The following is a 15403-nucleotide window of genomic DNA, read 5'->3' on the forward strand; positions in this document are numbered from 1 at the left end:
TCTTTACTAAATCATTCTTAACAAGTCATCCATTTTCGAAAATGTTTTGGTTGCCAGTGTTTTTAGTTCATCTTTATAATCGTGTTCCGTATAACCAAACACATCAAAACCACCATTTTTAGCTGCTTTGACTCCTGATAAACTATCTTCAACAACCAAACATTCCTTTGGATCAAAACCCATTTCTTCAGCAGCCCATAGAAAAACATCCGGGTCCGGTTTCCATCTTTTAATGGTATAACAACTGAAAATATTATCCCCAAAATAAGGAAGCAATCCGGTGACTTCTAAGTTTAATCTAATTTTATTTTCCGGTCCGCTGGATGCTACGCAAAATGGTACTTTAATATTATCAAGGACTTCTTTAATACCGTTTATGGGTTGAATTTCTTTTTTAAAAGTTTCAAAGGTATTGGCTCGATACTCCTTTTCAAAATCATCCGGTAAGGGCTTTCCAATCAAATCCGAAATAAGTGCCATACACGAGTTTAACGACTTGCCTTTCAGGTTGATCAATGATTCTTTAAAGTCTAAATTGGCTCCGAGATCGTTGGCCATATCAACTAAAACACCTATAGCAATGGATTCACTATCAATTAAAACGCCATCGCAATCAAAAATTACACATCTGTATCTACCCATATAACCAATTATTCAAAATAAGGAGTAAAGTTAATAGAAGTTTACAAGAAAATCACGTGATAATACGCGCAATCTTACTTTTTTATGAAGCCTAATATTTTATTATTTCAAACTCACTTCTTCTGTTTAGCTGATGTTCTTCATCAGTACAATTGAGTAGAGGACATGCAACGATAGGTTGCAACTCTCCAAAGCCTTGAAATTTCATCCTACGTGCATTTACGAAACCTTCTAAAGCCAGATAATTTCTGGTAGCTTCCGCCCTGCGCTCTGATAGAATTTGGTTATATCTGACCGTTCCCCTACTATCTGTATGAGAACTAATCTTTAAATGAATATTTGGGTAACGTTCCAATTTAGCAGCTAAAGCCTCTAAAACCTTTTTAGAATCTGCCCTTATATTCCACATATCAAAGTCAAAATAAATGGGAGGCAACTCAAAAAATAGTTTTCCATCTTTTTCTACAATAGGAGGCCCTTCGCCATCAGTTAACATTTCAAAACGCTTGGGGTCTTCCTCTTTTAGTTTTTTATCTATTTTCTTTTCTGCAATAATCGCCTCAACAGGGTCAAGAGGCGGTGGGGGCGGTAATTTTTTCAAATACAAAACATGCTTCTGATCTTGTTCCTCTTTAACCCTGGCCACCAATTTGTTGGGGTAATACTCATTACTTTCCGCTTCAAGTGTATAACTTGATGCCAACAGGTTTATATTAAATAAAGCCAAAGAATCCAATACGTTGTTATAAAGTTCATTCTCTTTTTTATCTGTCAAAACAACTTTAACATTAGGTACAAATTCCTGGGTTTCAAAATCGCGAATTTCAAAGGTGTTAATATATTCTCTTATAAATATTTCTCCGGTTTGCTTAAATTGAAAAATATTGTCATCGCTTTTATTTCTATTTGAAGAAAAGAAGCCTTCATTTTCATTATAATAATTCAAATTAAAATCGTCATATCTCGAATTAATAGGTACTCCCAGGTTTATTGGTATAGTAAATTTATCATTGACCAATTCTGACACAAAATTGTCCAATAAACCTAAACCTAAATGTCCGTTAGAAGCAAAAAACAAATGCCCCTTTGACGACACAAATGGGAAATGCTCTCTATTAGGGGTATTTATTGTAGCTCCTAAATTTATAGGATCATTTATTTCTCCATCTACGGCGATATCAACATAATACAGATCAAAACTTCCGTAACCACCTTCCATATCAGAAGAAAAATAAAGGCGTTTTCCATCAGGGCTTAATGCCGGATGCTGGTATGAAAATCCGTTTACATTAAATGGCAATTTTTCTAATTCTGTCCATTTACCATCTACTTTAATGGTTTTATATAGATGAATATTATTAGTACCGGCGTCACTAAATTCCTTTTTCCCTTTCGTATAATTACTTCTTGAAACATATAGGGTATTCCCGTCTTTACTAAAACAAAAATTACCTTCATGTAGTTTGGAATTGATTGTTTTGCTAAGGGGCCTTTCACCCCCAATAGCCAAATTTTTGTCATTTACTTTAACCGCGTAAATATCTAAAAACGGTTGATGTGTCCATTTATAGGTCTTAGGCAACAATTGTTTGGTTTGTCTATCTGAAGTAAAATATACACTATCTAAATACTTAACGGCTCCAAAATCTGACGCATCAGAATTAAATCCTACTTTTTTAACTTTGTAATCAGGCGTTTTAAGCTTAAACTCTTCAATAATTTCTATAGATTGGGCTTTATCCACAGAAGCCGATATATTTTCATTATATAACTTTAAATAATCCAATCCTGTTTCATAATCGCCCAAGGCCATCAACACCTGGTATAATTTGAAGTTATACTCATTATCATAAGTTTTATCCTTATCTGCAAACCTTCCTTTAACCAATTGCTTTAGATAAAGTGATGCACTTCTATATTGAAACGTATTATAATAGGCCTCAGCAATATTCTTAACCGCTTTTTTACTTCTATTTTTCTCTAACTCTTCTTTATAATATTTAGCGGCATTGATGTAATCTCCCTTTGCAAAAAAACGGTCTGCCCTAGTTTTATGTTGCCCATAAGACGTTTGAGCCAGGAACAAACCAATAAGAATAAATGTTATGGTCTTTGTCATAATTAATAAAATCTTGGAGATGAATATTTCTTACTTAGGCCTAACAAATCAAACTTATACAAAAATATAAATTCGTGACTGCCATCATTAAAATCCTTAAGTCTACTTGTATTAAAATCATAGGCATAGCCCAATTTTAAATTTGGGCTTACATTAATACCAACCAATCCTGAAACAGCATCCTGATATCTGTAGGAAGCACCTAATTCAAACTTGTTTAGATATAAAACGTTTGCAGAAATATCAAAAGACAGCGGTGATCCGCCAACATATTTTACAACGGTAGATGGTTTCAATTTAAAATCATCATTTATACTGAATATATAACCTCCAATTAAGAACACATGTGGTTTATCTGTATAAAGCACATTATTTCTGGCGTCTAAATCATTAGGAATTAAATTGGGAGATGACAACCCAACATAATATTGGTCTTTAAACGCAAATATACCGGTCCCAATATTTATAACTGTCTTTTTAGCATTTTGAAATAAAGGATCATTACTCACATTACTACCCGAAGCACTAAAATTTAAATGATCAAAACCAACTTTGACACCAAAAGAAACATTTAGGTTATTGTTCAGAGTGATTTTATATGCCAGGTTAACATTAAAAACGTTCTCACTTAAATTGATAACATCGCCTATATAATCATTTAAATAATTCACTCCTAATTCCATATTATTGTTCAGAGGGATGTTAGCAAATACATTGGCTGTTTTAGGAGCTCCATTAACCCCAACCCATTGGGATCTGTATAGACTGCCAGCCTGGACTATTCCTGGCTCATTAATCATATATCCAGGGTTTACCACACTCATGTTATACATATATTGGGTATATTGAGGTTCTTGCTGACTGAATGCAGATAAACCACATATTATGAAAGCTATAACTACATTTATCTTAATCTTCATATTATATCTTTTATCTACTTAAATATAAATTTCCTTGAAAAGGTTTTGTTTTTCCATCCTTAGGATCAAACACATAGAAATAAATCCCGGTTGGTAGTTCCTTACCCATAGTTGATGAGACATTTGAAACGCCTCTAAACAACTCTGTATTTTGATTGCCTTTGTATACTATGGTTCCATATCTGTTAAAAATCTCTAATTGGAAATTAGGAAAACTTATGGGCAGATTACATAAATCAAATGCATCATTTAGATTATCGCCGTTAACTGAAATACCGTCTTTTATGCAATCATCACAATCAACATGGTCTATTGGTAAAATAGTCACAACCATAGAGACTCTTGGAGATTCGCAATTATTATCATCAATAGCAGCTACGAAATAATCTTCACCATCCTCCAATACATGATTTATTGGTAACGGTGTTGTATCCTCAATGTTTTCATACCAATTGTAATCAACACCTCCTGTTGCCTGTAGATCAAGTATACTGGCTCCATCACTGGCACAAAATGTTTGGTCAACCGTAGATGCAGGAGTCATTTCCTGGACGATAATTGTAATCATTGCTGTTACCAAGGAACAAGATACATGACCTTGTATCTCATATTGAAAATTATAAGTTCCGGCTGTCAGCTGTGATACATTCAAGATACTTCCCGCAAGCATATTAGTAGTGTCTAAATCTAAAAATGTTCCTCCTGAATCTGCGGAAGAATCCAGGTAATTCAACAGGTCTATCTGTAAATCTGAACGACATGCGACGCCTAAAATATCATTTCCTGCATTTGGGCTTTGATGTACCACCACATTTAGAGTAGTTTGACTTCCTGTACAAAGCACATTATCCGGTACCGTATAAGTGTATGTTCCCTGGTCTGATGTTAACGGATCAAAAATAGCATTATGGCTTGTTGTAACATATCCATTTGGTCCTGTCCAAGTACCCGTAGTATTTGGGCTTCCGGTAAGACTGTCAAATAGATCAACGGAAGCTGCCGCATCACAAACATCTAATGTTCCACCACTACCTGATTGATATTCCTCATAAACAGTAAAGGATAAACTGGCTCTATCCAAACAGCCATTTGAGCTTAACGTTGTATATTGGAAATTAAAAGTTTGCTGGTTGTTTATCTCTGGTAAGGTATAAGGGTTTGATATTGGAAGGCCTGTTGATATATCTATCCACCTTCCTTCTGCCCCTTGATAAATTGGATCATCAATACCATTAGTACCTAATAACGTAAATAAATCTAAAGGAGCAGCAATAGCCGAATCCGTTTCACAAAACTCCAACCCGGATGTATCTTCGCCCGCATAGTTTTTAGGATGAATTGTTAATACAACTTGCGCAGTTTCTCGACTACAAAAGCCTGTACGATTATCTGTAGGCACACATCTGTTTATACTAAAGTCATTGGCAATAAAGTTATCTGATGGACAGTTAATCTCCGGGTAAACTACATACTCAAAAACGTATGTTCCTGGTACGGCATTAGTCAAATTAATAGTTCCCAATGAAGAGTAACCTGATGCTCCATTTGATATCAGCCCTAAATCTGAAACCCCAGAGACAAAAACCCAATCTGTATGGGTATTGTCAAAATAATCAAATAAAACTCCATTTTCTGTAGTAAATTCTAACTGATCATATAAATTGATTGATGTTGGTAAAGTAATACTATCTTCACAAAATTCCAGAACGCCTCTTTGACTAAAAGGTCTTAAATATTCATATATTTTAAACCTTACAGTTGATGACATATCACCACATACTCCAGAACGTTGGTCTACAGCATAAGTAAAACCAACTTCTTCACAACCAAACCTCATACCTCTATTGGTTATTATTTGCTGATAAACATCATTAATATTTATGACTGGGTCATTAGGTGTTGTTATTTGCCCATAACCATCCGTTAACCAAACTCCTTCAATATCTTCAAGCAACAAAAACTCATCATCGCTTAGATTTATATCTGCATTGTAATTTCCATTTATTATATCAAGTTCACAAATACGTCTATTTTGAGGATAACCAGAAAAAACTTGTCTAGTGACAGATACATTAACCGTGGTTTCCATACTGGAATTACACGGAGGAATTCCCGTTACCCTATAGGTTAGTTCAAAAGTCTCCTGATCAACTAATGGTGGTCCGGGAGTGTAGGGAATAGTTACTGTTAGATTTGAACCAGAAAGGCTAACAAAATTTGGACTATTTCCGTTATATATCCATTGACCATTAAGATGGGGGCTTGGCAAGGACTCTAAGGTTTCAAAAAGGTCTACATCTGGCAAAGGCACACAGATATTTTCCGGATAAGATCCTACATCACAAATCTCCAAGTTTACATCATCTATATCTAAAACAGGCCTTGCATACCCCGAAAAAGGTCCTAAAATTAAGTTAAGCGTTATAACCACTCCTCCTGGACAAGATGAACCGGGATCTATCAATTGAAATTGATAATCATCAATGGCCTCTGAGGAATTATCTAAATCCCATAAATACAAATCACCGTTGTTTTCATCAAGAGCGAAATTATAATTTGGGTCAAACCATGAACCCGTTGCCGAAGATATAGAGCCACCTGTAAGGTTGTTATAGGCATCATAAAGATTAATAATACCATCTGGAGTACCATCAGTATTACCATCAATAATGGTCATATCACAAATAGTAAGGGTTTCAGTTAGATTGCATTGGGCAGTTGTTTTTGCAATTGAAATGACGAAGAACACAAAAACAAGTACTGTAATTTTCTTCAATATATTGTAAATTAAAATTTACAGCAAGGTACTTATACGGTATATTATATGCCACAAAAATCGCACAAATTATTAACACTTTTATGTTAACAATGAAAGAAGTTCGCGCTCTTACCTTTTTAATGTAAAATGACCTATAAAGTTTTTATTTCCAAGATTAGCTGTAAACCAATAGTCGGTTGACTCCATTTCTTTTCCGTTAAATGTCCCATCCCATCCTTGGTTGGCATTTGTAGAAATTTGTTTTAAAAGTTTACCATATCTATCATAAATCATAATTTTGGCATTCGGGTAATTCGCAATCCCTTTAATTTGCCAAATGTCATTATTTCCGTCACCATTTGGTGTAAAATATTTGGGATAATCTATTAATGTAACCTCTTTTGAATCTTCTCCACATCCTTTTTTATCTCTCACATACACTGTGTATACGCCTCCTAAAAGATTCTCAAACAAATTGCTGTTCTGATAGCTAGTTCCATCTATTGAATACTCAAATTCACCATCTCCTGTTACTTTTATCTCGACAAAATTATTATCTGATAATTCCTGATATTTCACATCTGTAATTTGTGGCAATACCGACCTGACCAATTCAAATTGAATAACATTTTCGCAAAGTATACCATTTTTTTCTTCAGTCACATTTAATCTGTACGTTCCCGCATTAACCAAAACTGCACTAGAATTATTAGATATAACTGAACCATCCTCAAATGTCCATTCCCAAGACGAAAAACTGGAATTTGCTGATATAGCCATATTTGGCTCCAGGTTGCATAAAAAATAACTTTCTTCTAAACTTAGCTCAGGTAAACTATTTACGTACAGATTAAAACTTGTTTCAGTGAAACATTTTGAACTTAATGCATTCTCTACTCTAACGTTAATTGTTTCAGCCCAAGGCTCATTATTTATATAATCTGAAGACATTAAGTCTGTTATATCTGTTCCATTTGATGTATAATAAAATACATTCAAATTGTCCTGATTACCAATAATAATTTTTTCAATATCACTTAAATCGAAGGAAGAGACTCCATCACCTTCATCACAAGCATAAATATCCTGAGGCTTGTTTATCGAGGGTTTACTTGAAGTTTTCAAAACCAAATCAGTTTCAGCATAACAGGTAGTTTGCGGATTTGTAACTCTTACTATTACGGTTTCTTGAAAAGGAATTGTATTTGCAAATAGGTTGTTTGAAGGAATATGCAATTCATTACCCGTAGCATCATAATAAGATACTATCATGCCTGTTTGATTTCCCAATACTGTTCCTTCAACATTAAAAAAATCAAAATATTCGGAGATTCCATCCCCATCATCATCACAACCAAAAATTTCCGGTAAAGGGTTGGCTATTGGCAAAGGGTTTACGATTAATTTAAATGTTGCCTCATTGGAACAAGAAGTCCCACTCTCTGTTAACCTAACGGTAATAAGCTCCTCATCAATTACTCCGTTTTGAACAATTAGTGAATTAATTATGGTCCCATTTTCATGGAAAAAATCAATAGAAGCATTAGGAAAGTTGTTTTTTAAATCAGATTGAATGTTGGATAGATTAAATGTTGCATAACCCTCAGAATCACTTTCACATTCGAGAATATCTCCTATATCCTGAAGTTCAGGCAATGGTGTAACTATTAAATCAAACGTGGTTTCCGAAAAACAACAACTGTTACCAGCGTCTGCAACTCTTACTGTAACGGTTTCTCTATCTTTAATTGTATTAGAAAAAGGATTGGGTAAATAGTAATATTTATTTCCACTACCATCAATAAAGGTTACCCTTCTATCTAATTGTCCACCCAAGACCTGTTGTTCAATTGCAGAAGTATCAAATGATGTAGAAAAACCTGTATTAAAACTGTCCTCGCAAGCATATATATCACCAATAGCAAAGGCACTTGGAGGATTAACATCAACTGTTTCAGTTAAAACCTCAATATTTCCATTTAAATCTGTGACCGTGGCGGTAATGGTATATTGACCTGCATTTGAAAAATCGTGAGCAGGAGATGTTTCCGTTGAAGAATTATTTGCTCCTGAACCCGGATCTCCAAAATTCCAGACTACCGTTGCTACTTTAGATTTATCTTCCACGCTAAACTTTTTTAATAAGCCAGAACATATACTTGTAACACTTATACCAAAATTATTAGCCACGGGATTTACATCACCTGATACTTTTACATAAAAATTCACTTCAGGTTTTCCCATATCTACGGTTGAGGTATAGCATTCCGGGGGGCAACCGCCCGCCTCAGATTTAAGCCAGGACAAACCTGTAAACTCTTTTGTACCCGCAATAAATGCGGTAGATGAATGGCCGGGCCTTGGTAAATTATAAACTTCTACCAAAACCATTTCAACATTTGAAGGAACCACTACCGGGGTATCAAAATCGACATTAAAAATTCTTGGGGGATTTCCCGTGCCAAAATAAGGCAGATCAACAACCTGGCTGCTCCCTATCAAGTTGGCACTTGAAAAAGAGTCCGGAAAATTAGAATCAATCTTATAAATATTAAATTGAATCTTAACATCATGGACGCCCACAGCGCTAAAAGCAACCTGTCCCCTATTAATTACGAATTCTTCGTTTATTTCAATTCCAAAGTCCTTCAAATTAAAAGCTCGCGAAAACTTCAATCCTCCTCCTGAACAAGCATATTGGTTCATCCATATTGGTGGATCGTCTAAATTATGTGTTAACGTTGTGTCTGGACCTGTATTTACTGAGTTAAAGGTTTCCCCGGTAACATTTATATAAAAATTTGCATCCGGAACCGGATTTGTCAGGTCTGTTGTTGGTGTGTATTTATAGTACTGTCTACAACCACTAAACCACGAAATACCATTATCTTCTTCAGTACCAGCGATTAGCACTTTTTTGTAATCAGGATTATAAGTATCCGAACCTTGTGCTGCCACAACTAATATTCTTTCAATATTAGCCGGAATAACTATTGAGGCATAAAATTCAATTTGAATAATTTCAGGAGTATCACCAATTTCGGGCGCATAAGTAATACCACCACCTATAAAAGCCGGTGTAGAATCAGGAAAATTAGAGTCTATACTATAAATATTGAGTCCTATCTGAGCGCCATCATAAGAATTGCTAATTGCTACTTGCCCAGATTTTATAATAAATTGTTCTTCTTTTTGAATTCCAAAATCAGACAATGTAAATACTCTCGCCCAATACTCTTCATCTTCACAATTAGGCATCCCAGTATATATTGGCGTAATCCCAATATTATGAGTCAAGGTTATTTGAGCGGTAGCAAAAGAGCAAGATAACAGCAAGAAAAACGAAAGAATATTCTTCATATTGCCAAAAATATGAAACTCATATTAAAACAAATATGATTTCTGTCTTATTACTGAAATTAACGATAAAATAATTCTTAAGGCGTAGAGTTTGAAACCTGTAATAATTTCCCGTTATAATATTTATTTCCTGAAAGTGAGAAATCAAAAATATATTGTGCCATTTCCAAAGCCGTAATTGGGGCCTGATACCCCGGAAATGCTTCTTCCAGCATCTCGGTCTGAACAGCTCCCAAAGCCAACACATTAAATGAAACTCCGGAATCTTTATATTCTTCTGCCAATAACTCCGTTAAAGTGATCACAGCCCCTTTACTGGAACTATAGGCCGCCAAACCTGGAAATTTCATGCTCCCCTGCACGCCTCCCATGGAGCTTATGGTTACCACATGGCTTTCATTTTTCATAAAGGGCAAACAGGTTCTTATCATTTCAGAAACCCCATAAACATTGGTTTTATAAACCTGATGAAAATCTTCAATGGTTGTTTCGGCAAAGGGTTTATTCACTAATGCTCCGGCATTGTTGATTAACACGTCAACCTTTTTAAATTTTAAATCCAAAAAGGTTTCAACCCTTTTATAGTCCAGGGGATTACTTAAATCAAAAGGTAACGTAGTCACATTTTCCAGGGCCAGCTCAAATACAGGCCTTTCATTTCTGGATAAAGCCAATACTTTATGCCCAGCCTTGGCAAACAGTTTTACTAACTCAAAACCAATACCTCTGCTGGTTCCTGTAACAATAATATTCTTACTCATTATTCATTTTAATTTCTTTCGACACACTATTGGTCATACCCTCAATAGCCGGAATCATACTGTTTATAAATCGTGTCATGTGTGCATAATCCATTTTATCTGCTTCGTCATCCACATGATGGTAATACTCAAAGTTTGTAAAATCAAAGGTGGAAATAGCATGGGCCGGAATTCCAAACTGTTGATAGAAAGGATAGTTATCAGATCTCATAAACAACTGATACTCTTTAGCCTTTGGAAAAAAACCAATAATTTCCGATTTGGCATAAGTATTAAGTTTGTCTGCAATGTTTGACCTGTCAAACCCTGTTATATACGCCATTTTTTCTTCTTCGGATCTTGGTACACCAATCATTTCTAAATTGATCATGGTATACAGGTTGAGATTTTCTTTTTTCAATCGCTTAGCTAAATGTCCTGATCCTTTCAAACCCATTTCTTCCGCCGCATACAATGTGAATAACATACTTCGCTTATTACTTTTTGATTTTGCAAAATATTTAGCCCATTCCATAACTGCCACCGTCCCGGAAGCATCATCATTAGCGCCATTGGCAATAGTATCACCATTAACAGCTTTAGCGGTTCCTATATGGTCATAATGCGCCCCCAGAATAATAAACTCATTTTTAAGCTTTGGGTCATTGCCTTCTACAAACCCGACTACATTATACCCTACTATTTTTTTAAGATTAAAGCTATCTCTATAGGTAGTAAAGTATGGCTTAACATCATGCTTTTTAAAAAAATCTTCAATAAAAACAGCGGCTTTTTCAATACCTGCTGTCCCGGTATTTCTGCCTTCCAATTCGTCTGAAGCTAAATATTCCAGATTAGTTTTCACACTAGCCTCTAAAGTTACCTCCTTTTCTGTTGAACTGATGTTTGTAGGTTCGGAAATAGTTTCTGAAGCCTCCATACTATCATTGTCTGATTGAACCGGTTTTGTTGTTTTACAAGTGGTAAACAGAACTGTAACTGCTAAAATTAATACCTTATACATATTGTTTAAATCTTAAAAAATTAAAGATAAAAAAACCTGTTTCATTTAAACAGGTTTAACATTTAATTATTTTTATCTTTCTCAAATCGGTTTTAAAAACGCTTTGCTAATCCCTTAAAAATCATTAACTTGTAGAAGCAACCCGAAAGTAGTTCCCATGAACTCACATGCCACATATATCATGGTTATAGAAACCAGTGATTATTTACACAGACTGGAGGCAAATCAATTCAATTTATTTACCCAGAAACTGCACAATGGCATTTCTAAAGTACTGAACAAATTTAACGGTCGTATCGCTAGTCATAACGATAACACGTATGTAGTCTCCTTTAACCAGGTAACCGATGCCATTTTATGTGCTTTAAAACTTCAATATAATTTCAAGTACATCACACCAAAGTTTGATAATGCTATCAGGCGTTTAAAAATTGGTATTGCAACAGAAACAGGAAATGGAAAAGGCACAACTCTGGCAACAAGGATGTGTGAAATAGTAAAAGACCAAATAGTTATTGAAGCCGGTGTTAAAAGGGCCTACGAAAAAGAAAACACAAACGCTTTTATTAATAAGGAACATTTTAGAACCTTAAAAGCCTCGGAGTCTTCCTTTTTAACCAGGTTAATGGATTATATAGAGACTATCTGGAACAACCCCACATTCAGCATAGATGATTTTTGTACTCCGCTTGGGTATTCCAAATCACAGGTTTACCGAAAAATGGTATCCTTAACAGGCATGCCTCTAAGCAGCTTTATTAGAAATTACCGACTTGATAAGGCCATACACTTAATGCATTTTAGAAAAGGCAAAATAATGGAAGTGGCAAAACGCAGTGGTTTTGCAAATGCCGGTCATTTTAGTAAGTGCTTCAGGGACAAATTTGAGATCTTACCTTCAAAATATCTTCAGCAACACACATAAAAAAACCTGTTTCATTGAAACAGGTTTTTATTTATTTAGATCCTGAGAACAAGACTTCGACAAGCTCAGTCTGACAGTTCAGGATGACAAATCTATACTAACATGGTCACAGGGTTTTCAATGTAGCCTTTTAACGTTTGAAGGAATTGCGCTCCAGTGGCACCATCAACGGTTCTGTGATCACAAGCTAAAGTTAATTTCATTGTGTTACCAACCACTATCTGGCCTTCTTTAACCACCGGCTTTTGAACGATGGCGCCAACCGATAAGATAGCTGAATTAGGTTGATTAATGATGGACGTGAAATAATCTATACCAAACATTCCCAGATTAGAAACCGTAAAGGTGCTCCCGGACATTTCATCGGGTGTTAACTTTTTATTTCTTGCCTTACCAGCTAATTCTTTAACCTCAGCGCCTATTTGCGGTAAAGATTGCTCATTGGCAAAACGAACCACCGGTACCACCAATCCGTCCGGAACGGCAACGGCTACCCCAATATGCACATGGTTGTTTAAGCGCATTTTATCATCAAACCACTGTGAATTAACCTGTGGATGCTCTTTTAATGCTAAAGCGCAAGCCTTAACTACCATATCGTTGAACGATATTTTAGTATCCGGAATGGAGTTGAACTGCTGACGGAACGCTATGGCATTATCCATATCAAACTCAACTGCCAAATAATAATGCGGTGCGGAGAATTTAGATTTTGTTAATGATCTGGCGATGGCTTTACGCATTTGCGAGTTCGGAACATCTTCAAAATCTTCCTGACCCGTTGGTACATATTTACCAACTGCACCTGCCCCTGATCCCGGAACAAAATTCTCAATATCGAACTTAACAATACGTCCGTTTTCACCGGTTCCGGTCACATGAGATAAATTAATACCTCTTTCTTCTGCCATTTTTTTAGCTAATGGAGACACAAACACTCGGCCTTCGGTCTTAACCGGCTTTTTAGGTTTAGCCGGTTCCTTTTTAGCTTCTACTTTTGGAGCCTCTACTTTAGGGGCTTCTACTTTTGGCGCTTCTGCTTTAGGAGCTTCAGCGGTAGTCACGACCTTGAAGTTTGTCGCCACAGCAGCAACATCGGTTCCTGCAGGGCCTATTATTGCTAAAAGCTCATCTACTTTTGCAGACTCGCCTTCCTGTAAACCGATATGAAGTAAGGTTCCTGATTGGAACGATTCAAACTCCATAGTAGCTTTATCTGTTTCAATCTCCGCTAAAATATCGCCTTCCTCAACCGTATCACCAACCTTTTTGATCCAAAGTGCCACGGTACCTTCTTCCATGGTATCACTTAAACGCGGCATGGTAACCACTACCACACCCTCCGGCAATTCCTGCGCAGGAGCTTCTTCCTGTTTCTCTTCAACAGCCGGAGCAGCTTCGGCAGCCGGAAGTTCAGCGGCTTCCTCTTTTGCTTCAACAGCCGGTGTGCCTCCTCCACTTAATAAAGCGGAAATATCTTCTCCTTCATCTCCTATGATGGCCAAAAGCTCATCTACTTTTGTAGTTTCTCCTTCCTGAACACCTATATGCAGTAAAGTCCCTTCATTAAAAGACTCAAACTCCATAGTAGCTTTGTCTGTTTCAATTTCAGCTAAAATATCACCTTCTTCTACTTTATCTCCTACTTTTTTTAACCACGAAGCGACAGTACCTTCTTCCATGGTATCGCTTAAACGCGGCATGTTTACTACTATTGCCATAGTTTATAATTTATGTTGTATAAATGGATAGTCCTCTTGTTCGTAAACCACGTCGTATAACTGCTGTACTTCCGGGAATGGCGATTCCTCAGCAAACTTCTCACATTCAGCTACCAAATCCTTGACGCGTTTATCTATAACTTTGATCTCATCTTCAGTAGCATATTTCTTTTCAAGAATAACGTCTTTTACCTGCGTGATCGGATCTATCTTTTTGTATTCTTCAACCTCAGCTTTAGTTCTGTAGTGCTGAGCGTCACTCATGGAGTGCCCTCTGTAACGATAAGTTTTTAATTCTAAAAATGTTGGTCCGCCACCTTTTCTTGCTCTTTGAATGGCTTCATCAAACGCTTCGGCTACTTTTACCGGGTTCATACCATCTACGGGAGCAGAAGGCATTTCATAACCCAGGCCTAATTTCCAAATATCATCATGGTTAGCGGTACGTTCTACAGAAGTTCCCATGGCATAACCGTTATTTTCACACACAAAAACAACCGGTAAGTTCCAAAGCATGGCCAGGTTGAACGTTTCATGTAGTGATCCTTGTCTTGCTGCACCATCTCCAAAACAACAAAGTGTTACCGCATCACTTCCGTGGTACTTATCACCAAAAGCAATACCGGCCCCTAGTGGAATTTGCCCACCAACAATACCGTGGCCTCCGTAAAAACGAAATTCTTTTGAAAAGATATGCATGGAACCACCCATTCCTTTGGATGTCCCTGTAACCTTTCCATACAATTCAGCCATAACGCGTTTGGGATCTTCTCCCATACCTATGGGTTGCACGTGGTTACGGTATGCAGTGATCATTTTATCTTTGGTCAAATCCATAGCATGTAAAGCACCTGCTAACACAGCTTCCTGACCGTTATATAAATGAAGAAATCCTCTAACTTTTTGTTGTATATAAACTGCTGCCAGCTTGTCTTCAAACTTTCTCCAAAACAGCATATCCTCATACCACTTCAGGTACGTTTCTTTAGTGATCTTTTGCATCGACTAATATTAGGTTTTAATTAAGCGGAATACAAAAGTAATACATTGAGTTTTATTGCAAAAACCTAATGTCATGAAAGTAAAAAAAAATGTCAAAAAAGAGGCTCTAAATAGCCAATATTGCTTATTCCTTAATTTTTTAGGAAGATTTATATTAGATTAAAAATTTAGTGTAGTTTTAATGTAGTAATA

Annotated in this window: 10 protein-coding genes; 1 reads left to right on the forward strand and 9 read right to left on the reverse strand. The window is 36.1% G+C overall.

Annotated features, from left to right (window positions below):
• Nucleotides 1-6: 6 nt before the first annotated feature.
• From Q0983_RS16075 to Q0983_RS16105, 7 genes are all read right to left on the reverse strand, one after another.
• Entirely contained in the window at nt 7-642 is a 636-nt protein-coding gene (locus Q0983_RS16075; RefSeq protein WP_299555687.1) for an HAD family hydrolase, read from the reverse strand.
• 91 nt (nt 643-733) lie between these two features.
• Nucleotides 734-2761, reverse strand: coding sequence for an OmpA family protein (locus tag Q0983_RS16080; protein ID WP_299555689.1), 2028 nt, complete (start codon nt 2759-2761; stop codon nt 734-736).
• A 2-nt stretch (nt 2762-2763) separates the two neighbouring features.
• A complete protein-coding gene (locus tag Q0983_RS16085; protein WP_299555691.1) occupies nt 2764-3681 on the reverse strand; it encodes a type IX secretion system membrane protein PorP/SprF in 918 nt (305 codons plus the stop codon).
• 10 nt (nt 3682-3691) lie between these two features.
• The gene (locus Q0983_RS16090) at nt 3692-6457 is read right to left on the reverse strand and encodes a gliding motility-associated C-terminal domain-containing protein (RefSeq protein ID WP_299555693.1); all 2766 of its coding nucleotides are present in this window, start codon (nt 6455-6457) and stop codon (nt 3692-3694) included.
• A 111-nt stretch (nt 6458-6568) separates the two neighbouring features.
• On the reverse strand, nt 6569-9799 hold the full coding sequence (locus Q0983_RS16095; RefSeq protein WP_299555695.1) for a T9SS type B sorting domain-containing protein: 3231 nt from the start codon (nt 9797-9799) through the stop codon (nt 6569-6571).
• 77 nt (nt 9800-9876) lie between these two features.
• The gene (locus tag Q0983_RS16100; RefSeq protein ID WP_299555697.1) at nt 9877-10560 is read right to left on the reverse strand and encodes an SDR family oxidoreductase; all 684 of its coding nucleotides are present in this window, start codon (nt 10558-10560) and stop codon (nt 9877-9879) included.
• Complete coding sequence (locus Q0983_RS16105; RefSeq protein WP_299555699.1) at nt 10553-11563, reverse strand: M20/M25/M40 family metallo-hydrolase; 1011 nt, start codon at nt 11561-11563, stop codon at nt 10553-10555. The genes Q0983_RS16100 and Q0983_RS16105 overlap by 8 nt, the downstream gene beginning before the upstream one ends.
• Before the next feature lie 157 nt (nt 11564-11720).
• On the opposite strand from Q0983_RS16105, the gene Q0983_RS16110 reads away from it, so the two are divergent.
• Nucleotides 11721-12488: an AraC family transcriptional regulator gene (locus tag Q0983_RS16110; protein WP_299555701.1), complete on the forward strand. Its 768-nt coding sequence runs from the start codon at nt 11721-11723 to the stop codon at nt 12486-12488.
• Between the two features lie 92 nt (nt 12489-12580).
• Here the strand turns inward: Q0983_RS16110 and Q0983_RS16115 are convergent, their stop codons facing one another.
• Nucleotides 12581-14209 (reverse strand): pyruvate dehydrogenase complex dihydrolipoamide acetyltransferase, encoded by a 1629-nt coding sequence (locus Q0983_RS16115; protein ID WP_299555703.1) that lies wholly within the window; start codon nt 14207-14209, stop codon nt 12581-12583.
• 3 nt (nt 14210-14212) lie between these two features.
• Complete coding sequence (gene pdhA / locus Q0983_RS16120) at nt 14213-15211, reverse strand: pyruvate dehydrogenase (acetyl-transferring) E1 component subunit alpha (RefSeq protein ID WP_299555705.1); 999 nt, start codon at nt 15209-15211, stop codon at nt 14213-14215.
• Nucleotides 15212-15403 lie beyond the last annotated feature (192 nt).

The sequence above is a fragment of the Seonamhaeicola sp. genome, assembly GCF_028281565.1.
In the GTDB taxonomy this organism is placed as follows: Bacteria; Bacteroidota; Bacteroidia; order Flavobacteriales; family Flavobacteriaceae; genus Seonamhaeicola.

Bases quoted from the DNA above. Each gene is read 5' to 3' on its own strand.
- Q0983_RS16075 (WP_299555687.1), bottom strand. From the start codon at position 642: ATGGGTAGATACAGATGTGTAATTTTTGATTGCGATGGCGTTTTAATT.
- Q0983_RS16080 (WP_299555689.1), bottom strand. From the start codon at position 2,761: ATGACAAAGACCATAACATTTATTCTTATTGGTTTGTTCCTGGCTCAA.
- Q0983_RS16085 (WP_299555691.1), bottom strand. From the start codon at position 3,681: ATGAAGATTAAGATAAATGTAGTTATAGCTTTCATAATATGTGGTTTA.
- Q0983_RS16095 (WP_299555695.1), bottom strand. From the start codon at position 9,799: ATGAAGAATATTCTTTCGTTTTTCTTGCTGTTATCTTGCTCTTTTGCT.
- Q0983_RS16100 (WP_299555697.1), bottom strand. From the start codon at position 10,560: ATGAGTAAGAATATTATTGTTACAGGAACCAGCAGAGGTATTGGTTTT.
- Q0983_RS16105 (WP_299555699.1), bottom strand. From the start codon at position 11,563: ATGTATAAGGTATTAATTTTAGCAGTTACAGTTCTGTTTACCACTTGT.
- Q0983_RS16110 (WP_299555701.1), top strand. From the start codon at position 11,721: ATGAACTCACATGCCACATATATCATGGTTATAGAAACCAGTGATTAT.
- Q0983_RS16115 (WP_299555703.1), bottom strand. From the start codon at position 14,209: ATGGCAATAGTAGTAAACATGCCGCGTTTAAGCGATACCATGGAAGAA.
- pdhA (WP_299555705.1), bottom strand. From the start codon at position 15,211: ATGCAAAAGATCACTAAAGAAACGTACCTGAAGTGGTATGAGGATATG.